We start from the raw sequence: 21,764 nt of genomic DNA on the forward strand, positions 1-21,764 counted from the left end.
GCAACCCCCTGTCGAGCGCTAATCTGACGCGGCTACTTCAGCCGAATTGAATGTTGAGTTCTTGGCCGAGAAGGTTTCCCTCCGCTGCTCTGGTGTCATCGCCTCGATCTGGGCCCAAGCCTCGGCCGAATGACCGGTGATTTCTGCGGTATCCCCGACCGGGATGATCGAGTGCACGGTCTGCTTCTCATACACGTGAACCACATTGACGGCTTGACCATAGTCAACGCCAGACAACAGACGATCCTCGGCACTGAGGTCGAGGGTGTAACAGGTTGCTGACGCAACAGAAACGGGAATTCCAGCGAACGTTGAGTGAGTTGAGTAGTGCAAGTGCCCGGCAAGGATCGCCCGCACATCACTGCCCTGAAGCACTTCAGCGAGGCGTTCTTGGCGCTGGAGTTCGAGCATTCCCATCGCTTCAAGCATGGGGGTCGGGATGGGTGGATGGTGCACCGCGAGAAGTGTGCCGTGCGGTGCCGGGGTCGCTAGTTCGTTGCGCAGCCATTCCAACTGTTCATCACTGATATCACCGTGGTGATATCCGGGCACGGTGGTATCGAAGGAAATGATTCGCAGCCCGTCGACCATGTAGACACGGTCTTGTGGGGCATCCGATTCGTCATCAAAAAGCAGTTTGGAGTACTGGTCTCGTTCGTCGTGGTTGCCCATCACCCAAATGATTTCGGCGTTCATGCGTGTGGCTGCCGGCTCAACGATTGCACGCAAGCGAACATACGCGTCGGGTTCTCCGAGATCGGCGAGGTCACCGGTGAAGACGATCGCTTGCGGGTTGGCGGTTGATCGTTCGAGCTGGGCGAGGGCTTGCTCAAGGTGATCGATCGTATTGACGGCGCCGTAGAGCGGCCTGCCGCCCGCAAGAAGGTGAGTATCGCTGACGTGGGCGATGACATGGCTGGGGGCGGGGTACTGGCCGAGTTGGATCACATAAACAGCCTAGGTGTGTCGAGTGTCATTCGACAGGATGGCGCGGAACTTGCCCCGAAGGCTACCTCGTTGCACAGTGTCGTTGACGGTTGCGCAGTGTCGTTAACGAAGGATGCCCACCCCAGAGGTGTGGGGTGGGCATCCTTACCTTCCCTGTCTAAATCGACAGGAACGAATTCGGCGAAGTTAGTCGTTCTTGGTGACTACCGGAAGCTGAACTGTTCCGGTGCGCACGCTTTCGACTGCGGTATCGAACTCTTCGGTGATTCCGTCGCTGTTCTTGAAGGTGAGCAGGCTCACCACAATGGCAACGACAACGTTGATCGCGAATCCGGGAACGATTTCGTACATCGCACCGGTGAGTGCGGGCACGTTGCCCCAGATAACGACGGTGACAGCACCGGCGATCATTCCGGCGATCGCACCCATGCTGGTCAGCTTGCGCCAGAACAGCGACAGGATCACGATCGGTCCGAATGCGGCACCGAAGCCGGCCCAGGCGTATGCGACGAGGCTGAGGATCGACGAGTTGGGGTCCCACGCGAGGATGATCGCGATGACGGAAACGATAAGAACACCCATACGACCGAGGATTACCTGAGCCTTAGGAGTTGCTTCCTTCTTCGCAACGATCTTGAAGAGGTCTTCGACGAGTGCCGACGACGAAACGATGAGCTGCGAGGAAATCGTGCTCATGACGGCGGCGAGTACTGCTGCGAGAACGAGGCCAGCGATCAGCGGGTGGAAGAAGATCTGTGCGAGTTCGAGGAACACGCGCTCAGGGTTCTCGAGCGAAAGCTCGGGGTGCTGCTGGAAGTACGCAACACCGATGAGGGCGGATGCCATGGCTCCGAGTACGGAGATGATCATCCAGCTGATTCCGATGCGGCGACCGGCTACGGCATCCCCTGGTGAGCGAAGGGCCATGAAGCGCACGAGGATGTGAGGCTGGCCGAAGTAGCCAAGGCCCCACGCTGCTGCGGAGATTGCGGCGAGCACTGTTCCGCCGGTGAAGAGGCTGAACATGTCGATTTCGGTGTTCGCTGCGCGGATCGATTCGATCGTGTTCGCAACGCCACCGGTCTGCGAGATGCCGACGATGGGCACTGCGATGAGGGCGAGGAAGATCATGATGCCCTGCACGACGTCGGTGTAGGTTGCGCCGATGAATCCACCGAAGAGGGTGTAGAGAACGGTTACTCCACCGACAACGAGCATTCCGATCCAGTATTCGGAGCCGAATGCACTCTGGAAGAAAACGCCACCGGCGACCATTCCGGAGGATACGTAGAAGGTGAAGAAGACGAGGATGATGATTCCGGCAGTAATGCGCAGTACGCGCGACTTGTCGCGGAGACGGTTCTCGAAGAAGCTCGGCAGTGTGATCGAGTTCTTGGAGACCTCGGTGTATGCACGCAGTCGCGGTGCGACAAACTTCCAGTTGAGCCATGCACCAATGGTGAGGCCAATGGCGATCCAGCCTTGGAAGAGGCCGCCAAGGTAGAAGGCTCCGGGGAGGCCGAGGAGGAGCCAACCCGACATGTCGGATGCTCCTGCACTGAGCGCTGCTACTCCGGGGCTGAGCTTGCGGCCTGCGAGCATGTAGTCATCTAGGTTGGTTGTGCGCTTGTAGGCCCACCAACCGATGCCGAGCATTGCGGCCAGATAAATGACCATTGCGATAATTTGGAAGAACTGATCGTTCACTTTGTCGCCTTTCTTCTGCACGTCCGTGGGCTAAGCCTGTCTACTTTGACAGACATAAGAATTAGTAACAATCTCGATGGACCCGCTCGAAGCATTAGTTTTACTAAACAGTACGCCCGTTTGGGCAGGAATGCCGCATATTTCTTCTAGTGCCGCAGCTTTATTGCGAGGCGCGCAGCACATTGTCAGCATTTCAGGGTGTTGCCGGTGGGTAAAATGTGTCGATGTTTTTGCTGGCGATGCGTCTATCGCACCGCATTTCGTCGTCGACTTCATTTGCACGCGACCTCTCGCGCTTCGGGCTTTAGCGCATAATCGTCGCGTTCAGGCCTTGCGCGATTTGCGAAACGGAGCTTCAGCCGTGCTGAGCTGCACCTTTCGGCACGCTCTTCCAGCCGCGCTCCGTTTCTGTAACGCGTCCGTCTAGTTCGAGGAGTCCGAGTTGTGCACGCACTGTCGTGAGGGCGAGTCCACTGCGCGCGGCAATGTCATCGGTGGTGCGCGCGCTGCGAGCGCTGAGGGCGTCGAACAGGCGGGTCGCTTCGCTGCTCTGTTGGCTCTCGGAATCCGAGTTTTCCGGCGACGCCACAGGGTCAGAGTTCGAAGAAAGGGCTCTCGAATCTGCGCCTGCGTTTGCGCCGGGAGTCTTAGTCGCTTTCTCAGCGAGCGGGGCGAGTTCGGCCATTTGGTCGGGGTTGGTGACGCACACGGCGTCGTAGTCGCGGATGAGGCGGTGACACCCGGCGGAGGCCGCGCTTGTGACCGGGCCGGGTACCGCACCGAGCGGTCGGCCAAGGGCCGCAGCGTGCCCGGCGGTGTTGAGGGAGCCAGAACGCCAGCCCGCTTCGAGCACTATGGTCGCAAGACTCGCCGCAGCGATTAGTCTGTTGCGCTGCAAGAATCTCCATTTGGTTGGTGGAGACCCGCACGGGAGTTCGGAGATCACGGCACCGTTTTCGACAATGCGGGTAAGGAGGCTGTCGTGGCCGCTCGGGTAGAAGCGGTCTACTCCCCCGGCGAGAAATGCGACGGTGAGGCCTTGGCTGGCAAGCGCTGCACGGTGCGCCATTCCATCAATTCCGTAGGCGGCGCCCGAAACAATCGTGTAGCCACGATCGACGAGCCCGGCGGATGCTTCCATCGTGATGTGCTCGCCATAACCGGTAGCGGCTCTGGCTCCGACGAGGGCGATGCCGTCGACAATTCCGGCGAGCGCCGTGTCGGTGCCGCGCACCCACAACGCGGATGGCGCATGCCAGTCGAGGTCATTGAGGCGGCCGGGCCACAGTGTGTCGTCTGGCGTGAGCAGTCGAGCGCCAAATCGGGCGGCTTGACGCAGTGCGATGAGTGCTGTGTCTGACTTGAGCCGCGGCATCCAGCGGTCGATCGCCTGACGCATGTCATCTCCAGATACAGGGTCGCCGTCTGCCTCCAGCTCGATGGCGAACCGTTCAGCGTCCCAGTGCTCAACAACGGCAGAGAGCGCGCGTGCCGGGCCGAGTTGTTGCAGAGCACGGCCCGCGAGGCGGTCACCGGGCTCGGCGAGACCGCTCCAGGTCGCTCGCGCGAATCGGTTTTCGATCGCGGCCCGATCGAGGCCCTCACCGCTGTCAACGCTGACCGCTCTGACGAGGGTGGCGATTTCTGATTCTTTGAGTCCAAACATGCTCACTGTGACATTGCCTTTCGTAAATACAGTGCTTGACCGACGTGGGTTTCGTCGGGTCGTGCGTCGTCGGCGAGATCAGCGAGTGACCAGGCAACGCGAAGTACGCGGTCGTACCCGCGCATGGTGATTCCGCCGCGTTCGAGGGCGCGATCAAGGCCTGCCGTGACCTTGGGGGCGAGCCGCAATTCGCGACCGCGAAGATACGATCCCGGCACGTGGGAGTTGAGCCGCCAGGGCGTTGCCGCGAGGCGAGCACGGGTGCGCTTGCGGGCCGCGGTGACTCTCGCTCGAGCATCCGTCGTGGAGAGCGTTGGTCGCTCCCCTGCAAGTCGCAATTGGGCGCTCGTGATTCTTTCGACTCGAAACTGAATGTCGATGCGGTCGAGTAGTGGGCCTGAGAGTCTCGCCAGGTAGCGACGACGGCTATTGGGCGGACACGTGCATTCGCTGTCTCGGGCGCCCCATTGACCACAGGGGCAGGGGTTGGCGGCCATTACGAGTTGAAATCGTCCCGGGAAGTGAGCGACAGCATTTGCCCGATGGATGCTAATGACGCCCGATTCGAGCGGTTGCCGAAGCGCGTCCAAGGCTGCTGGCGCGAACTCCGGTGCTTCGTCAAGAAAGAGCACTCCGTCGGAGGCACGGGCGGCAGCACCCGGACGAATCTGCGAGCTGCCGCCTCCTACGAGCGCCGCGGCCGTCGCCGTGTGGTGTGGCGCTTCGAGCGGTGGTCGGGTCGTGAGGCTGCTGCCGACGGGGAGTCCGGCGAGTGAGCGGATCGATGAAACTTCGAGCGCAGCCTGAGGATCAAGGTCGGGAAGGAGCCCGGGAAGTCGAGCGGCGAGCATGGTTTTGCCTGCGCCGGGAGGTCCGAGCAGGAACACGTGGTGGCCACCTGCTGCAGCGACGAGCATTGCATCAATCGCATCACTGCCGCCGATCATGTCGCTGAGGTCGCCACTGTCTGTTGGCGCCGTCGTGGCAACCGGCCGCGTAATGACCTCGACTGGCTCGGGTTCAAACTCTCCTCCGTGCCAAATCGCGGCATCCCGCAATGAGGGAACCGCAACGACCCGTATGTCGGGAACGAGCGACGCTTCATCAGCGTTGCCGCTTGGCACCATCACGGTACTGAACCCCGCACGGGATGCTGCGAGCACGGCGGGCAGCACACCGTTGACGGGGCGAAGGCGGCCGTCGAGCCCGAGCTCACCAATGTGCAACACTCGATCAATAGATTCAGCCGAGATTGTGCCGGAGGCTGCGAGCGCCGCGAGCGCTATTCCGAGATCGAAGCCCGAGCCGTGTTTGGGGAGAGCGGCAGGCGACAGGTTTACGGTGATTTTGCGGTTTGGCAACCCACACCCGGAGTTGGTCGCTGCGGCCCGCACGCGGTCTTTCGCTTCGCCCAGAGCGGTATCGGGCAGGCCAATCAGTACGAAACCGGGAAGATTGTTGGAGAGGTCGGCCTCAATCTCGACGATTGCGCCCTCGAGGCCGAGAAGTGAAACAGCGTAGGTTCTGCCGATCGCCATCAGAGAGCACTCACGAAACACGCTTCAAGTGTTCGATCTCTACGGAACCCTGAGTCGGCGCGATCACAGCGACTGCGTCAATACGGATTGCCGAAATTGAACCATCGTGAGCCTCACACCAGGCGGCCGCCAGTCGGCGCAATCGAGCAACCTTCGTTGCCGTGATCGATTCGAAGGGATGCCCAAACAGCACGCTTGAGCGCGTCTTCACCTCGACAAAGACAATCTCATCGCGGTCGCGCGCCACAATGTCTAGCTCGCCCTGCGAACACCGCCAATTGCGGTCGAGAATTTCGAGCCCTGCGCTGATCAGATGGTCGACCGCGAGGTCTTCGCCCCGCGCACCCAATATGTCTTTTGCTGCCATGCCTCAAGAGTGCGGTTTGCGAGCACCACCCTTCATTACCGCCCGCATGTTGGCGCAGACAAGGATCCAACGCGGCGGTGGTGAGGAGTAGACCGAAACACCATCTCAACCCGCTCTTTTGAGAACCGACTACTCGCGGTATCGTGCCCGTATGACGCGCAGTGACGACGGGCGAGTATGGCTTGAGCAGTGGCAGGTTGACGATCTTCCCGTGCTTGAACGCAGCAACACCCCCGAAATGACACTGTTTCTTGGCGGGCCTGAAAGCGATAAACAGATTGTCACTAGGCACGCCAAGTTTTTGCACCTGTGGGAGACGGGCGAAGCGCGCATGTTTCGCATCCGATCGGCCTCCGCAAACAGCCCCGTGGGCTCGGTGGGTTACTGGAAGAAGAGCTGGCGAGGCAACGACGTCTACGAAACCGGGTGGAGCGTGCACACCGCCCATCAGGGCCGCGGAATTGCCGCTCGTGCGCTCTCCGAATGCCTCCGGTACGCGGCAGACAATGGCGACCGAGATCAGGTATTCGCGTTCCCTCGCACCGACAACACGGCATCCAACGCCCTCTGCCAACGCACGGGCTTCAACCTCGTGGGGGAAGCCGATTTCGAATATCCGAAGGGCCACCCGATCCGAGTCAATGAATGGATGTTTGAGCTATCGACACTGCGCTGAGCCAAGGTCGAACGCTCTCAACTATTCGAAGAGCCCTGCCACAAGACTCGCCGCCAGTACGACCATGATCACGGCGATCACAATGTCGAGCACCCGCCACGCCATCGGCTTAGCGAATAGTGGGCGCAGATACCGGCTGCCGTAGCCGATCGCCGCAAACCAGACGACACTGCCTAGGCACGCTCCGAGTGCAAACCACCAGCGGTCGTCACCATACGTTCCGCCGATGGAACCCAGGAGCAAAACGGTGTCGATGTACACGTGCGGGTTGAGCCAGGTAAGCGCGAGCGCTGTCGAGAGGGCGGCGGCGAGCGTCATCCCCGTTCCTGCTGCCGTTGCCGTGAGGGCTTGAGGTCGCGTCGCCCGTCGCACCGATAAGAACGCGTAGACCAGCAAGAAGAGTGCACCGCCGACGCGGGCGACAACCAAGAGCCAACCCGCCTGCTGGATCAGCGCACCAAGCCCGGCAACGCCAGCCACGATCAGGACGATGTCAGAGAGCGTGCACACCAACACCACAGCGGTGACGTGTTCGCGGCGTAGACCTTGCCGCAGAACGAAGGCATTCTGCGCACCGATCGCGATGATCAGCGAAAGTCCAAACCCGAAGCCTGCAAGCACGATGGTGGCAATCAGGGGCATGAATTGACTCTAGAGGCACAATAGGAAGATGCCAGACACTTCTCTGCACGATCGCAGCGAAGTCGTTCACGCCCTGCGTTCCGTTATTGGCGGCGAGGTCGACGACAGCACGCGTCGCCGCGCTGAGTACTCGAGCGATGCCTCCAACTATCGGGTCGTGCCGCAAGTGGTCGTGTTCCCGCGCGACACCGACGATGTGCTGGCAGCGTTGGCAGTGAGCCGTGAAAGCAGCACGCCCATCACGTCCCGTGGCGGCGGCACCTCCATCGCTGGCAACGCCATCGGCACAGGAATCGTTCTCGATTTCTCGCGCCATCTTCACCGCGTGATCGAGATTGATCCGGATGCTCGAACCGCACGCGTGCAGCCTGGCACCGTCTTGGCAACTCTCCAAACCGCCGCGCAGCCGCACGGACTGCGCTTCGGTCCCGATCCTTCTACCTGGTCCCGCTGCACCGTCGGAGGCATGATCGGCAACAACGCCTGCGGCGCCCACTCCCTGCAGTTCGGCAAAACGGCTGACAACGTGCAGAGTCTCGATGTCGTCGACGGTTTGGGACGACGATTCACTGCCACCAACGACCTCGCGACGATTGCCGGTCTCGCACCTCTCGTCAGCGGCAACCTCGCGACGCTGCGCACCGAACTCGGGCGCTTCGGCCGTCAGGTTTCGGGCTACAGCCTCGAGCACCTCCTGCCCGAGAATGGCCATAATCTGGCCCGCAGTCTCGTTGGCACCGAAGGCAGCCTCGTGACGGTCCTCGAGGCGACCGTCGATCTGGTCACCGCACCGCAACATCCGCTTCTCGTCGCGCTTGGCTACCCCGACATGGCGACCGCAGCCGACGCTGTGCCTGCCCTGCTCCCCCACCACCCGAGCGCGATCGAGGGCCTCGACGCCCGCATTGTGGATGCGGTCAGCCGCCAGCGAGGCGCACGCGCTGTCGCCGCCCTCCCCGAGGGCGCGGGATGGCTCCTCGTAGAGGTAACCGGAGTCGACCCCGCCGAAACTCTCCAGCGCGCTCGACTACTCGCCGCCGACTCTGCCGCCATCGAGGCACGAGTCATCACCGATGCAGTAGCCGCGAAAGAGCTGTGGCGCATTCGAGAAGACGGTGCCGGCCTGGCAGGGCGCACGTCATCCGGCAAGCAAGCCTGGCCGGGCTTCGAAGACGCAGCAGTGCCACCAGAGCGTCTCGGTGCTTACCTGCGCGACTTCGACACACTTCTTGCCGAGTACGCAATAGAGGGGATGCCGTACGGCCATTTCGGGGAAGGTTGCGTTCATGTTCGGCTTGACATTCCTCTCGCGACGGATGGCGCAGTTTTGCGAGCCTTCGTGGATAACGCCGCTCAACTCGTGGCATCCCATGGCGGCTCGCTGTCTGGCGAGCATGGCGACGGTCGGGCACGCAGCGAACTGTTACCCCACATGTATTCGTCGGCAGCTATTGATCTGTTCGGGCAGTTCAAGCGACTCTTCGACCCGAACAATGTGATGAATCCGGGCATCGTTGTTGATCCAGTGCCGGTCGATGCCGATCTGCGCCGCCCGGCAGCGTTGCCGATTGTGGCGGTGAATGGTTTCGCTTTCAGCGACGATGACGGCGACTTCACGATGGCAGCCCACCGTTGCGTTGGGGTCGGCAAGTGTCGCGCCGACAATTCAGCGAGTAACGGTGTGATGTGCCCGTCGTATTTGGCGACCGGTGACGAGAAAGATTCCACTCGTGGTCGCGCCCGAGTTCTGCAAGAAATGGCCAACGGCACACTCGTCGCGGGAGGTGTCAATTCGCCAGAGGTGCACGATGCCCTCGACCTGTGCCTCTCGTGCAAGGCTTGCGCAAGCGACTGCCCTGCTGGCGTCGACATGGCTACTCTCAAAGCCGAAGTGCTGCACCGCCGTTTCGACGGAAAGCTGCGCCCCCGCAGCCACTACTTCCTCGGGCAACTACCTCGCTGGGCACGGCTCCTGGCTCCGATAGCGCCCCTCGTTAACGCCATGCTCAGGGTGCCCGCCGTTGCGCACCTCACTCGCTGGGTTGGCGGAGTGGACGCTCGGCGCCCGCTGCCCGCATTCGCTCCCCGCGCGTTCCGCTCAAGCTCCGAGGCTCGCGCCCTACGAGCCCCCAACAGCCGTCGTTCCACCAGCCGCCACTCACCCGGCCAGGACCCGATACGCAACTCCGCTCCCTCGCCCCAGCGCCCTCAAGTACTCCTCTGGGCCGACTCTTTCACCGACAACTTTTCGCCAGACATCGCGCGAGCCACTATCCGCGTGCTCGATGCTGCCGGGTACGAAGTGCTGCTCCCCCAGCGCGATGTCTGTTGTGGCCTCACGTGGATCACTACCGGGCAGTTGGATGGTGCGCGAAAGCGACTGACCGCGCTGGTAGACGAGTTTTCGCGCTATGTCGACCGCGGCATCCCGATCATTGGTATCGAACCGTCGTGCACGGCGGTCCTGCGGTCAGACCTCACAGAGTTGCTGCCCGACAGCGCACCAGCAGCAGCGGTCGCTCGCTCGACTTTCACTCTAGCCGAGCTGCTGATAGCACCGGCGCCGATCGGTCCGGCCAACTGGCAAATGCCGAGCCTCAGCGGCGAAACTTTTGTCGTCCAGCCGCACTGCCACCAGCACGCTGTGATGGGCTTCGATGCCGATCGCACGTTTCTCAGGAACGCCGGGGCAACAATTACGGAGATCAGCGGGTGCTGTGGTCTCGCCGGAAACTTCGGCATGGAGAAAGGTCACTATGACGTTTCTGTCGCGGTGGCCGAGAATGGCATCCTGCCCGCCCTCAGAAACGCGGAAACCGGCAGCACTCTGATCGCGGACGGCTTCTCGTGCCGCACTCAGGCATCACAGCTCGCGAACACCGAGGGCAAGCACCTCGCCGAGGTTCTCGCCGCAGCCTTGCCCGAGCTCTAGGAAACAGTCCGCTATTCGTCGAGCGCGAGTTCCTTGGGAAGTTCGAGATCTTTAGCGCTGAGTTCCTCAATGTTCACGTCTTTGAAGGTAAGGACGCGCACACTCTTCACGAAGCGGTCGGAACGGTAAACATCCCACACCCAGACATCCGTCATCGACAACTCGAAATAGAAGTCGTGTTCCGTGTCGCGGCGCACCAAATCGACCTCGTTGGCGAGGTAGAAGCGTCGCTCCGTTTCGATCACAAAACGGAACTGGCTCACTACATCGCGGTATTCGCGGTACAGCGCTAGCTCGACCTCGCGGTCGTAGTCTTCAAACTCGTCTTCATCCATGCTGTCTTCATTGTAGGCCGCGCTAGCGCAACCATGTGTGTCGATGAAGTTCGGTGGCGCCGAGGCTGCGAATCCCCTCAAAGTGGGCTGCTGAACCGTAACCTTTGTTGCTGGGCCAGTGATAGCCGGGGTACTCCTCGTCTGCCGCAATCATGATCCGGTCACGTTGTACTTTTGCCACAACGGATGCCGCAGCTACTGAAACACAATCCCGGTCAGCTTTTACCCTGGTGTGCACTCGCGGCGCAACGCTCAGGGCGCCACTGAGCCAGTCGGTGCTGCCGTCGAGTAGCACCACACTGGACATGATGTCGAGCCCCGCTTCATGAAGTTGGATGAGGGCACGTTTGCCTGCCAGCCCGAGGGCGGCAGTGATTCCGATGGAGTCAACTTCGGTGGCCTCCGCATAGCCGACAGCGGAGAGCGGTGCCCATTCGAGCGTGAGTGGTTCGAGAAGTTCGCGGCGTTTTTGGCTCAACATTTTGGAATCACGGAGGCCTACTGGCCATGCGCCCTGCGTGGGCATGATTGCGGCCATCCCGACGCCGACTGGGCCAGCGATCGCTCCCCTGCCGACTTCATCGCAGCCGATTACGGCACGCGCACCGGTCGCAAAGAGTTCGAGCTCAATCTCGCTATGCGGGTCTGCTACAGCCACTGTCTACTCTGAGCTCGGGGTTACCCGCTGAAAAGTGGTGGGGTAGTTGTCGAGAACACTCCAGCGCTCGGTTGGCCAGCTGATGAGAAATGCGCGCCCGACGACTGAGCCAACTTTGACGAAACCGCCGGTGGGGTCGTCGCGGTGGGCGGCAGAGTCTGCAGAGTTGTAGCGGTTGTCTCCCATGACCCAGATGGAGTCTTCGGGAACCGTCACGGAGAAATCATCCGGTGTTGCCTTGGTGACGGCATCGGGAAGCACAATGTATGGCTCTTCCAGAGGGATGCCGTTGACGATGAGTTGCCCGAATTCGTTGCAGCATTCGATGGTGTCGCCGGGCAAACCGATTACCCGCTTGATGAGGTGATTGCTGCTGTCCGGCGCGCTGAGTCCGACAAACGCGAGAACGCCATCGACGGCACCGACAAACCAGTTCTCGGGTTGGCTCGAGATCGCGGGAAGCCAGCCACCCGGATCGGTGAACACCACGACATCTCCGTGAGAGATGGGGAAAAATCTCGGCTCGAGCTGATTGACCAAAATTCGGTCATCGATCTGGAGCGTGTTCTCCATCGACGATGACGGAATGTAGAAGGAACGCACCAAATACGTCTTGATGAGGAAAGAGATCAGAATTGCTGCAACGAAGATGATCAGCAGATCGCGCAGGAAAAGTTTCCACCCGCCGCCCTTTTTGGCAGCATCGCGACGGTCACCACGGCCACTCGGCATCGTGTTTTCAGCAGTTTCGTTTGTCATTTAACCCCAAAGCTCCCAGCAAGCATATGCCGCTGGGAGCCATTGGTTTGTGAATTGCGAGAGTGTTAGTTGTCGCGCTTCTCTTTGATCTTTGCCTTCTTGCCGCGAAGCTCGCGCAAGTAGTACAGCTTGGCGCGACGAACGAGTCCACGCGAAACAACTTCAATGTGGTCGATGACTGGGGAGTGAACCGGGAAGGTACGCTCTACGCCGACCTGGAAGCTGACCTTGCGAACCGTGAAGGTCTCGCGAACGCCGTGGCCTGAACGACCGATTACAACACCTTGGAACACCTGGATACGCGAGCGCGTACCTTCGATGATGTTTACGTGAACCTTGACGTTATCGCCGGCACGGAAATCAGGAATGTTGTCTTTGAGGGACGCCTTGTCGACGTCGTCGAGGATATGCATTATTAATCGCTCTCTGCGCCCGCCATGAGTCGAACACACATAGTTAGAAAAGAAAGATTGTGCTTCAAGCGGTTACGACGCCCTCATGGCAGAGTCGTGCGCAAGCACAATCAGCAATTCTGCCACAGATTTAGTCAGAAGTGCGATTCTCATCGGCGTCGAGGATGATCACGTTGCCGTTATCGAGGCGCTCCCCCGAATTCGCGGGGCGCTGCGCATCGCGCTCAAAGCCCTCAACAAGTGTTGTAAAGCGATTGCGAGTCTCCGTGACCAGCTGCCAGAGAGCGATCCAGAAGCCAGCAACGGCAACAATAACGATGAGCGCTGCCAGCAGTGGAGCATCCACAAATCCGTAGGCGATGATCACGGCATGCCAGGCGGCGAGTACTCCAGCATCAATCCACGAGACGGTCCGCTGAGATCGAACGCTCTTGCGTGCGGTGGTTAGACCGGCGACAGCAAGCTGCGCGAAAGCCAATATCGGGCACAGCAGAAGGAAGAGGACAAAGTCCCAACCAACGCTCGACCCGAAGACTCCGCGGCCGATCAACACCCACAGCGGCAATACGATCACAGCGATGAATTGCCAGTAATAGAACGCACGCCTGATCATCATGCTTCTCAGGGTATCTTCGAACTGATTAGGAATGCTGAAAATCTCGATCCGAAAGACCGTGGTGGCCCCCCGTGCCAAAACCCGCCATCGTACGCACCGAACCAGTGCAGCAACGAAGCGCCGAACGACTGACCGTGCTACTCGATGCTGCAGCAGTGTTGCTAGATGAAGTGGGGATCGATGCGATCACCACGAGCGATGTTGCCAAACGGGCACACTCCTCAGTTGGCGTTATCTATCGCTACTTTCCCAACATCCAATCGCTTCTGCGCGGTCTAGCGACCCGCAACTTCGACAAATACCGCGCCGGACTCTCGGCCACGCTCAATAAGAGAGCAACCAATGCGCTCGACGCGCTCAATGTTGCGATCGACGTGTATATCGAACTCAGTCGCACCGAACCTGGGTTTCGCATTCTCTCCTTCGGGAACATCATTGACCGCAGATTCAACGTCGATCGCAAGAGCAACAACACTGCTCTTGCCGAGATCTTGACCGAACTTCTTGTCACCACCTATGGGGTTCCGAGGTCTGACGAACTCACTTTCGACATCGAAGTCACCGTACAAATAGCGGATTCACTGCTCGAGCGTGCATTCTTGTATGACCCGCGCGGTGAAGAGCCGTTTATCGACAAACTTCGAGAGTTCATTGCGCAACTCTTGGCACCGCACATGAAAGAGGCAACCACCGAATGATCGAGTTGAGAACGCCAGCCGAAATCAATGAGATGAAAGCTGCGGGAGAATTCGTCGCCAGCGTGCTCACAGCGACCCAAGCGGCATCAAAGGTTGGTGTGAATTTGCTGCAGATCGATGCCCTCGCACACAGCATGATCCGTGAGCGCGGCGCCGAAAGTTGCTACATCGACTACCACCCGTCGTTTGGAGCATCGCCGTTCGGCAAAGTAATTTGCACCTCGGTAAACGATGCTGCGCTGCATGGACTCCCCCACGACTACACCCTCAAAGATGGTGACCTACTGAGTCTCGACTTTGCCGTCGCCGTCGACGGTTGGGTCGCTGACTCTGCAATCACCTTTGCCGTGGGAACGCCCCGCGACGAAGATCTCAAACTGATGGATGCCACCTCTCGCGCCCTCGACGCCGGCATTGCCGCTGCCGTTGTTGGCAACCGCATCGGCGGCATCTCGGCCGCGATCGGTGACGTCGCCTACGGCGCTGGCTACGAAGTGAACCTCGATTTTGGTGGACACGGGGTTGGTCGCGAAATGCACGGCGACCCCCACATCCCTAACGATGGCAAAGCGCGTCGCGGAATGCCGTTGAAGCCGGGCCTCGTTTTCGCGATCGAGCCCTGGCTCATGATCGGCACAGACGAGATCTACACCGATGATGACGGCTGGACGCTGCGCAGCATTGATGGCTCCCGAGCCGCTCACTTCGAGCACACCGTCGCCATCACCCCAGAGGGACCATTGGTCCTTACGGCGCGCAATTAGCCGCAGAAGAACTGCCGGCCCCGAAGTTCGCTGGCGCTGAAAGCTACTGGTCGTCGGGAAGCAGATCGGGGCGCACTCGTCGAGTGCGTTCCCGTTGCTGCTCAAGACGCCAGTCGGCAATTGCTTTGTGGTTACCGCTGAGTAAAACAGCGGGCACTGATCGCTCGCGCCACGTTGACGGCTTCGTGTAGCTGGGGTATTCGAGTAGCCCCTGCTCGTGGCTCTCTTCAGTCAAACTTTCAGGATTGCCAATTACGCCGGGCACGAGTCGACCGATGGCCTCAATCATCGCCATCGTCGCAACTTCGCCGCCATTGAGCACGTAATCGCCGAGGCTGATTTCACGAACTCGAACGGTGGATGCCGCGTAGTCGATCACTCGCTGATCGATTCCCTCATAGCGCCCACACGTAAAGACGAGATGCTTCTCCAGCGCGAGCTCACGGGCGGCAGCCTGCGTGAAAGGCACTCCGGCAGGAGTCGGAACGATCACTACTGTTTCTGGCGTAAGAACGGCATCCAGAGCTTCGCCCCACGGTTCTGGGCGCATCACCATGCCTGCGCCACCGCCATAAGGGGTGTCGTCGACGGTGCGATGACGATCGTAGGTAAAGTCGCGCAGGTCGTGAACGCCGAGTTCGATGATTCCACGCTCGCGCGCTTTGCCAAGCAGAGAGATGTCGAGCACCCCGAAGAAGTCGGGGAAGATCGTCACGATGTCGATGCGCACGCAGTCACCCTAACGGCTATGTGGTTTCTGGTGTCTCAGTGTCGTCTGCGAGGTCTTCGAGATTTTCGAACAGACCAGGCGGAGGAGTAACAACCATTTCGCCGGTCTCGAGATCGACACTGGCAACGATCGACTTAACGAACGGGACAAGTACGTTGCCGTTTTCTGTATCGACCGTCAGCAGATCTTGCGCAGGAAAATGATCAACCTGCGCGAGAGTGCCAACTTGGATGCCGTCGCGGATGACCTTGAGGCCGATGAGTTGGTGATCAAACCACGCATCTTCTTCTGGCTCTTCGTTGGGATCGTGATCGATCCAGAGGATGGCCTTCACTAAAGTTTCGGCCTCGCTGCGGTCAAGCACTCCTTTGAAGAAGGCGACCGGCTGCGCGTTAAACCACTTGAGCTCAATGAGTTCAAGTGTCTTGCCATGCCACGCAGAACTTGTCGGCACTTGCAGAGAGAACACGGCGCCCGGAACGAAACGTCGTTCCGGGGCATCCGTGTACATCTCTACTTTGACGGCTCCCTTGAGCCCATGAGCCTTCGTCAGACGCCCCACTCGCAGCTGTGTGCGACCTTCGCGGGGTGTCTTTACTTCGCCCACTGGTTAGAAGTCAGTGTCGACTACGTCGACACGTACCTTGCGACCATCGGCCAAAGCCGTGATCAGCGTACGCAGTGCTTTCGCGGTGCGACCAGCACGACCGATTACACGGCCGAGATCTTCTGGGTGCACGCGAACCTCAAGAAGCTCACCGCGTTGCGTGTTCTTCGCAACGACCTGAACCTCTTCGGGGTGGTCGACGATACCTTTGACGAGGTGTTCGAGGGCGGGAGCGAGCAATTGCTAAGCCTTGTCTGCGTCAGCGGCTGGTGCTTCAGCAGCAGCCTCGTCAGCGACGGGAACTTCTGCAGCAGGTGCCTCTTCAGCCTTAGGTTCAGCCTTCTCAACCTTGGGCTTGAGAACTGGCTTCTTCTTCTCGTCGGCTTGGAACTCTGGCTTAGCTTCCTTGACCTTGACGGTGCTAACAGCGTTCTTGTCACCCTTGAAGATGCCCCAGTCGCCGGTCAGCTTGAGGATTGCCTCAACCTGCGGGCTAGGCTGCGCGCCAACGCTCAACCAGTACTGGGCACGCTCGGACTCGACCTCGATGAACGAGGGCTCCTCGGTGGGGTGGTACTTTCCGATTTCTTCAATGACACGACCATCGCGCTTCTTGCGCGAGTCGGCAATGACGATGCGGTAGTAGGGTGCACGGATCTTGCCCATGCGCTTCAAACGAATCTTTACAGCCACAATTCTCCTGATTTAAATGTTTTGGTGGCGAACCGCTAGCCGTGAGCGTGGGGGCACACTCGGCACAAAAGCTCTAGTGGATTCCATTCGGGCCGATTAGAGGGTCGGGCTACGAAGGACTCAACCGCCTATTCTGCCAGAGTTTTGAGCGCTTCGGGAACCGATAGCGAAGAAAGCCCCAAAGAGGTGACCTTAGTCGTTCTGAGAATCCCGCCAAGAAAGCCACTGCTTGGTGCTCGTGAGGTCATAGTCGGGGCCCGTAATACCCAAAGTAAAGAGCGTGATGCCCTGCTCGCGCATGCTGTCGGCATCTTCGACACTCTTGTCGCGAAGTTCGTTCGACAGCTCAATCTCATTAATATCGCGACCGACGGCCTCGCAGTGACCTGCCAACACGCTCAACTTGTGAACGAGCGCATCTCCGGTGGCAAAGCTGTGCCAAATGTCAGCGTGCTTCGCGACGAGCTTGAGAGTTTTCTTCTCTCCGCCGCCACCGATCAGCACGGGAATCTTGCGAGTGGGTGCCGGGTTCAGTTTGCCCCAGCGCGACTCGATGCGAGGAAGTGCCTCGGCGAGAGCATCCAATCGTGAGCCGGCCGTGCCGAACTCGTAACCGTACTCGTCGTAGTCACGCTCGAACCAACCGGAGCCGGTGCCGAAAATGAAACGGCCCCCACTGATGTGATCGAGCGTGCGAGCCATATCGGCCTGAAGGTCAGGATTGCGGTAGCTGTTGCAGTTAACGAGGGTGCCGAACTCGACCCGGCTCGTTAGCTCAGCCCAGGAGGCCAGTTCCGTCCACGCCTCAAAGTGCAGTCCATCCGGCTCTCCATACAGTGGGAAGAAGTGGTCCCAATTGAAAAGCACATCAACACCAAGCTGTTCGAGTTCACGAACCCGGTCTCGAATGACCGAATACTCGGCATGTTGCGGTTGAAGCTGGACGGCAATGCGAACGGGACGGCTCTGAGTCATAACTCCACAGTATCCGGTCGGAGCGACACCGCGACGATGCAGTGGCGCCCGCCACACCGACTACTCAGGATGCGCGAGAAGCGCAGCAGCCTAGCGCCCGAGGAACTTTTGCAGACTCTCTAACTCTTCTGCCGATGGGCCGCCAGCAGCAGGTTTCGACCCACCAAGACCAAAGCCTGAGCCTGCTGCCGCTGCCGGAGCGACAGCGCCTTGGGCGCGGGCTGCCTCTTCTGCAGCGCGCTTGGCAGGGTTGCCAGACTTGGAGCTTTTCTTCTTCTGACCCTTTTTCGCCTGCGCTGATTTTCCGCCATGACCACCAGGAATCGGGCCCATGCCAGGAATCTGCGGCGTTCCGCCCTTGGCAACGGTCTTCATCATTTTGGCGGCCTGCTCAAACCGGTTCACGAGGGCGTTTACCTCAGTGACGGTCGTTCCCGAACCGCGAGCAATGCGCACCCGTCGCGAGCCATTGAGCAGCTTCGGCACGGTGCGCTCTTGCTTCGTCATCGACTGGATGATGGCTTCAGTGCGCGTAATTTCTGACTCGTCGAAATTCTCGAGCTGCTCACGCATCCCCTTGGCACCGGGCAGCATGCCCAACATGCTCTTGATGGAGCCCATGTTCTTGAGTTGCTGCATCTGCTGCAGGAAGTCATCGAGGGTAAAGCTGTCAGTCGCAAATTTCTCGGCAACCTTGCGGGACTCTTCTTCATTGAAGGTCTTCTGAGCCTGCTCAATGAGAGTGAGGATGTCACCAAGGTCAAGGATGCGGCTCGCCATGCGGTCGGGGTGGAACGGCTCAAAGTCGTCGAGCCCCTCACCCGTTGACGCGAACATGATGGGGCGACCGGTGATCGAAGCAACCGAGAGAGCAGCACCACCACGGGCATCACCATCGAGCTTTGAGAGCACGACACCCGTGAAGTCCACGCCATCTTGGAAGGCTCGGGCAGTCTTGACCGCGTCTTGACCGATCATCGCGTCAATAACGAAGAGCACTTCGTCGGGATCGACAGCCTTGCGGATGTTTGCTGCCTGCTTCATGAGTTCGGCATCCACACCCAAACGACCAGCGGTGTCAATGATGACCACATCATGCTGCTTGTCTTTCGCAAACTTGAGAGCCTGCTTGGCAACCTTGACCGGGTCACCCTTGCCGTTGCCAGGCTCGGGAGCAAACACGGCAACACCAGCCTGCTCACCAACAACCTGGAGTTGCGTTACTGCGTTGGGGCGTTGAAGGTCGGCAGCGACCAGCAGCGGCGTGTGACCATCTGCGGCAAGCCACTTCGACAGCTTTCCGGCAAGCGTCGTCTTACCTGCACCCTGAAGTCCGGCGAGCATGATGACCGTCGGTGGCTTCTTCGCGAATTCAATGCGACGAGCTTCGCCACCCAGAATCGTGATGAGTTCGTCGTTTACGATCTGTACCACCTGCTGGGCAGGATTCAGAGCGCCAGAAACCTCGTGACCAAGGGCACGTTCACGAACGCGGCCCGTGAACTCCTTGACTACCTCGAGCGCAACGTCAGCATCCAGCAAAGCACGGCGAATCTCGCGAACGGTGCCGTCGACATCCGCTTCGCTGAGCTTGCCCTTGCCTCGCAGGTTTTTGAACGTATCCGCGAGGCGGTCGGTGAGATTTCCAAAAGTGGCCATGATCACACCAGTTTAAGGTGTCTTGGCACTGGGAGCGAACGCAATGCGCTGACAGCGTGCCCGAGTAGGGTGTGAACGTGAGATATGGCATCGTAATCCTCCCCCAACAGCCGTGGGCTGAAGCCAAAAACCAGTGGATTCGAGCTGAAGAACTCGGCTTCGATCACGCGTGGACCTACGACCATTTGTCGTGGCGTTCGCTCGCAGACGAGACGTGGCACGCCACAGTTCCCACCCTGACGGCGGCTGCGAGCGTCACTAGTCGCATCGGGCTCGGCACTTTCGTCGCCTCCCCCAACTTTCGGCATCCCGTAACCTTCGCCAAAGAATTGGCAACGCTTGACGATGTGAGCGGTGGCCGCTTTCTCCTCGGCGTCGGTTCTGGCGGCACCGGTTTTGACTCCACAGTGCTCGGAATTCCTGAACTCAGCCCGCGCGAACGTCACGCCCGTTTCGAAGAGTTCGTTCGCGGCCTCGACGAACTGCTTCGCTTCGAGACACCGGGCAGCGGCGGAATCAGCTTTAGCGGCGACTGGTTCACCGCAGTGAATGCGCGGATGGTCGGGGTTCCAGCCCGGGCACCACGCTTGCCATTCGTGGTCGCGGCGGAAGGGCCAAAGGGTCTGAGGCTTGCTGCGGAACTCGCCGACGGCTGGCTCACCCTCGGGCGCACCGCTGACACGCTCGATGAGTGGTGGCAGGTAGTCGGTGAGTCATCCGCGCGAATGGATGCCAGCCTCGAAAAGGCCGGCCGGGCATCCGCAAGTCTCGATCGCTATCTCAACCTCGATGGCGCACCCGTATTCAGCCTCGACAGCGTCGGCGCCTGGGATGACGCCGTTGGTCGCGCCGAAGCCCTTGGCTTCACCGATGTGATTGGCCACTGGCCACGCAAAGAGGGCATCTACGCCGGTAAGGAAAGTGTGCTGATCGAGATTGCTTCCCGCTTCTCTCGGTAGGGTGACGCGATATCGCGATAGCGTGGAGGAATGACTGCACTCATCGTGACTCTCGCCGGACAGACGCCTCAGATTGCCGACAGCGCATTCGTCGCACCAAACGCAACACTCATCGGGCAGGTCACCCTCGGCGAACGCGCGAGCATCTTCTACGGTGCCGTCCTGCGCGGAGACACCGACTCAATAACCATCGGTGAAGGCTCAAACCTTCAAGACAACGTGACCGTGCACTGCGATGAAGGCATTCCCACCACCGTAGGTTCTGGCGTGAGCGTGGGCCACGGCGCCGTTCTCCACGGCTGCACCGTCGAAGACGACTGCCTCATTGGGATGAGTGCAACAGTGCTCAACGGAGCCGTCATCGGCACCGGATCGCTCGTCGCCGCCGGCGCTGTTGTGCTCGAAGGCACCATTGTTCCGCCCCGATCACTTGTTGCAGGCGTTCCCGCGAAAGTGCGGCGGGAGCTCAGTGATGACGAAATCGCTGGCGTGCGCCAAAACGCGACCCACTACCTCGACATCGCGGCCGCGCACAAAGCAGTCAGCAGCTAGCCGACAAGGCCCTGAACAAACACGTGCGGGGTAAAACCGGTGAGGTCGTTGATGCCCTCACCCTGCCCAACAAGTTTGATCGGGATGCCGGTGCGCTCCTGCACAGCAAGCACAAAGCCAGCCTTAGCCGAACCATCCAACTTCGTGATCACCAGACCCGTGACTCCCGCGTGCTGGATGAAGGCTTCTGCCTGAGCGACACCGTTTTGGCCGGTTGTCGCGTCAAGCACGAGCAACACTTCTGCGATCTCGGTCTGCTTTTCGACGACACGACGGATCTTGCCCAACTCATCCATCAGACCGCTCTTCGTCTGCAAACGACCAGCCGTATCGATAATGGCGATGTCGATACCCTCGCGCTGGGCACGCTCAACCGTCTGAAAAGCAACGGATGCCGGATCTTGACCCTGCTGCTGCGGGCGCACAATCTCGGCTCCCCCGCGCTCAGCCCACGTCGCCAACTGCTCAACCGCTGCGGCACGGAACGTGTCAGCAGCACCAACAACAACAGTGCGGCCGTGGCCAACCAAGAACTTGGCAAACTTGCCAATCGTGGTGGTCTTTCCCACGCCATTGACCCCAACAACCAGCACGACCGCTGGGCGGGCGCTGAGAGTGAGGGTGGGGTCGAGGCGAGCCAAGCGTTCCTCGAGGGTTTCGCGCAGCATCCGCTTCAGGTCTGCCGGGTCGTCAGTTTTGAATTTGGCGACGCTCGCCCGCAACTCATCGATGACCGACTCGGTGATGTCTGGGCCGAAGTCAGCGGAGATCATTGCGTCTTCGAGATCGCTCCACGTCTCAGCGTCGATCGTGTCGCGCGCGAACATAGATTTGAGTGCGCCCGAAAGCGACCAAGATGCTGCCATAGCT

At 59.9% G+C, this 21,764-nt stretch carries 24 protein-coding genes; 6 read left to right on the forward strand and 18 right to left on the reverse strand.

Features of this window, described 5'->3' with window-relative positions:
• Positions 1 to 18: 18 nt before the first annotated feature.
• From AC1ENN_RS09700 to AC1ENN_RS09720, 5 genes are all read right to left on the reverse strand, one after another.
• Positions 19 to 948, reverse strand: a complete 930-nt coding sequence (locus AC1ENN_RS09700) for a phosphodiesterase (protein WP_449647069.1) — start codon at positions 946 to 948, stop codon at positions 19 to 21.
• Positions 949 to 1,134: 186 nt separating this feature from the next.
• Entirely contained in the window at positions 1,135 to 2,655 is a 1,521-nt protein-coding gene (gene putP, locus AC1ENN_RS09705; RefSeq protein WP_449647070.1) for a sodium/proline symporter PutP, read from the reverse strand.
• Between the two features lie 355 nt (positions 2,656 to 3,010).
• Entirely contained in the window at positions 3,011 to 4,327 is a 1,317-nt protein-coding gene (gene dprA, locus AC1ENN_RS09710; RefSeq protein ID WP_480405960.1) for a DNA-processing protein DprA, read from the reverse strand.
• A complete protein-coding gene (locus AC1ENN_RS09715; protein WP_480391060.1) occupies positions 4,324 to 5,859 on the reverse strand; it encodes a YifB family Mg chelatase-like AAA ATPase in 1,536 nt (511 codons plus the stop codon). The genes dprA and AC1ENN_RS09715 overlap by 4 nt, the downstream gene beginning before the upstream one ends.
• 10 nt (positions 5,860 to 5,869) lie before the next feature.
• Positions 5,870 to 6,226, reverse strand: coding sequence for a YraN family protein (locus tag AC1ENN_RS09720; RefSeq protein WP_480391061.1), 357 nt, complete (start codon positions 6,224 to 6,226; stop codon positions 5,870 to 5,872).
• Between the two features lie 151 nt (positions 6,227 to 6,377).
• Between AC1ENN_RS09720 and AC1ENN_RS09725 the strand changes: the two genes are divergently transcribed.
• Positions 6,378 to 6,902 carry a GNAT family N-acetyltransferase gene (locus tag AC1ENN_RS09725; RefSeq protein ID WP_449647074.1) on the forward strand — a complete coding sequence of 175 codons (525 nt, stop codon included), beginning with the start codon at positions 6,378 to 6,380 and terminating at the stop codon, positions 6,900 to 6,902.
• Between the two features lie 21 nt (positions 6,903 to 6,923).
• On the opposite strand, the gene AC1ENN_RS09730 is transcribed toward AC1ENN_RS09725, so the two are convergent.
• Complete coding sequence (locus tag AC1ENN_RS09730; RefSeq protein WP_480405961.1) at positions 6,924 to 7,544, reverse strand: LysE/ArgO family amino acid transporter; 621 nt, start codon at positions 7,542 to 7,544, stop codon at positions 6,924 to 6,926.
• A gap of 28 nt (positions 7,545 to 7,572) precedes the next feature.
• On the opposite strand from AC1ENN_RS09730, the gene AC1ENN_RS09735 reads away from it, so the two are divergent.
• Positions 7,573 to 10,476 (forward strand): FAD-binding and (Fe-S)-binding domain-containing protein, encoded by a 2,904-nt coding sequence (locus AC1ENN_RS09735; protein WP_480405962.1) that lies wholly within the window; start codon positions 7,573 to 7,575, stop codon positions 10,474 to 10,476.
• 11 nt (positions 10,477 to 10,487) lie between these two features.
• On the opposite strand, the gene AC1ENN_RS09740 is transcribed toward AC1ENN_RS09735, so the two are convergent.
• The 5 genes from AC1ENN_RS09740 to AC1ENN_RS09760 form a co-directional block, all read right to left on the reverse strand.
• Positions 10,488 to 10,811, reverse strand: a complete 324-nt coding sequence (locus AC1ENN_RS09740) for a DUF2469 domain-containing protein (RefSeq protein ID WP_009772690.1) — start codon at positions 10,809 to 10,811, stop codon at positions 10,488 to 10,490.
• Between the two features lie 22 nt (positions 10,812 to 10,833).
• On the reverse strand, positions 10,834 to 11,469 hold the full coding sequence (locus AC1ENN_RS09745) for a ribonuclease HII (RefSeq protein ID WP_449647077.1): 636 nt from the start codon (positions 11,467 to 11,469) through the stop codon (positions 10,834 to 10,836).
• A gap of 3 nt (positions 11,470 to 11,472) precedes the next feature.
• The gene (gene lepB, locus AC1ENN_RS09750; protein WP_449647078.1) at positions 11,473 to 12,228 is read right to left on the reverse strand and encodes a signal peptidase I; all 756 of its coding nucleotides are present in this window, start codon (positions 12,226 to 12,228) and stop codon (positions 11,473 to 11,475) included.
• 65 nt (positions 12,229 to 12,293) lie between these two features.
• Positions 12,294 to 12,641, reverse strand: a complete 348-nt coding sequence (gene rplS, locus AC1ENN_RS09755) for a 50S ribosomal protein L19 (protein ID WP_449625862.1) — start codon at positions 12,639 to 12,641, stop codon at positions 12,294 to 12,296.
• Between the two features lie 130 nt (positions 12,642 to 12,771).
• Complete coding sequence (locus AC1ENN_RS09760; protein ID WP_449647079.1) at positions 12,772 to 13,257, reverse strand: MFS transporter; 486 nt, start codon at positions 13,255 to 13,257, stop codon at positions 12,772 to 12,774.
• A 71-nt stretch (positions 13,258 to 13,328) separates the two neighbouring features.
• On the opposite strand from AC1ENN_RS09760, the gene AC1ENN_RS09765 reads away from it, so the two are divergent.
• Both AC1ENN_RS09765 and map read left to right on the forward strand, forming a co-directional pair.
• Positions 13,329 to 13,955: a TetR/AcrR family transcriptional regulator gene (locus AC1ENN_RS09765; protein WP_449647080.1), complete on the forward strand. Its 627-nt coding sequence runs from the start codon at positions 13,329 to 13,331 to the stop codon at positions 13,953 to 13,955.
• Positions 13,952 to 14,719 (forward strand): type I methionyl aminopeptidase, encoded by a 768-nt coding sequence (gene map, locus AC1ENN_RS09770; RefSeq protein WP_480391065.1) that lies wholly within the window; start codon positions 13,952 to 13,954, stop codon positions 14,717 to 14,719. The genes AC1ENN_RS09765 and map overlap by 4 nt, the downstream gene beginning before the upstream one ends.
• A 43-nt stretch (positions 14,720 to 14,762) precedes the next feature.
• Here map and trmD read toward each other — a convergent pair whose 3' ends face one another.
• The 6 genes from trmD to ffh all read right to left on the reverse strand — a co-directional run bounded on the left by trmD (position 14,763) and on the right by ffh (position 19,383).
• A complete protein-coding gene (gene trmD / locus AC1ENN_RS09775) occupies positions 14,763 to 15,449 on the reverse strand; it encodes a tRNA (guanosine(37)-N1)-methyltransferase TrmD (protein WP_449647082.1) in 687 nt (228 codons plus the stop codon).
• Between the two features lie 16 nt (positions 15,450 to 15,465).
• Positions 15,466 to 16,011: a ribosome maturation factor RimM gene (gene rimM, locus AC1ENN_RS09780; RefSeq protein WP_449647083.1), complete on the reverse strand. Its 546-nt coding sequence runs from the start codon at positions 16,009 to 16,011 to the stop codon at positions 15,466 to 15,468.
• A gap of 48 nt (positions 16,012 to 16,059) precedes the next feature.
• Positions 16,060 to 16,296, reverse strand: coding sequence for an RNA-binding protein (locus tag AC1ENN_RS09785; protein ID WP_009772699.1), 237 nt, complete (start codon positions 16,294 to 16,296; stop codon positions 16,060 to 16,062).
• 3 nt (positions 16,297 to 16,299) lie between these two features.
• Complete coding sequence (rpsP, locus tag AC1ENN_RS09790; protein ID WP_480405963.1) at positions 16,300 to 16,749, reverse strand: 30S ribosomal protein S16; 450 nt, start codon at positions 16,747 to 16,749, stop codon at positions 16,300 to 16,302.
• Between the two features lie 192 nt (positions 16,750 to 16,941).
• Positions 16,942 to 17,724 carry an LLM class F420-dependent oxidoreductase gene (locus AC1ENN_RS09795; protein WP_480405964.1) on the reverse strand — a complete coding sequence of 261 codons (783 nt, stop codon included), beginning with the start codon at positions 17,722 to 17,724 and terminating at the stop codon, positions 16,942 to 16,944.
• 90 nt (positions 17,725 to 17,814) lie between these two features.
• Positions 17,815 to 19,383: a signal recognition particle protein gene (gene ffh / locus AC1ENN_RS09800; protein ID WP_449647086.1), complete on the reverse strand. Its 1,569-nt coding sequence runs from the start codon at positions 19,381 to 19,383 to the stop codon at positions 17,815 to 17,817.
• 77 nt (positions 19,384 to 19,460) lie between these two features.
• Here ffh and AC1ENN_RS09805 point away from each other — a divergent pair, with 77 nt between their 5' ends.
• Positions 19,461 to 20,342 carry an LLM class flavin-dependent oxidoreductase gene (locus AC1ENN_RS09805; RefSeq protein WP_480405965.1) on the forward strand — a complete coding sequence of 294 codons (882 nt, stop codon included), beginning with the start codon at positions 19,461 to 19,463 and terminating at the stop codon, positions 20,340 to 20,342.
• A 30-nt stretch (positions 20,343 to 20,372) separates the two neighbouring features.
• The gene (locus AC1ENN_RS09810; RefSeq protein ID WP_480391068.1) at positions 20,373 to 20,894 is read left to right on the forward strand and encodes a gamma carbonic anhydrase family protein; all 522 of its coding nucleotides are present in this window, start codon (positions 20,373 to 20,375) and stop codon (positions 20,892 to 20,894) included.
• Here AC1ENN_RS09810 and ftsY read toward each other — a convergent pair.
• Positions 20,891 to 21,760, reverse strand: coding sequence for a signal recognition particle-docking protein FtsY (gene ftsY / locus AC1ENN_RS09815; RefSeq protein ID WP_449647089.1), 870 nt, complete (start codon positions 21,758 to 21,760; stop codon positions 20,891 to 20,893). The genes AC1ENN_RS09810 and ftsY overlap by 4 nt on opposite strands.
• Positions 21,761 to 21,764 lie beyond the last annotated feature (4 nt).

The sequence above is a fragment of the Rhodoglobus sp. G.S.23 genome, from assembly GCF_056675935.1.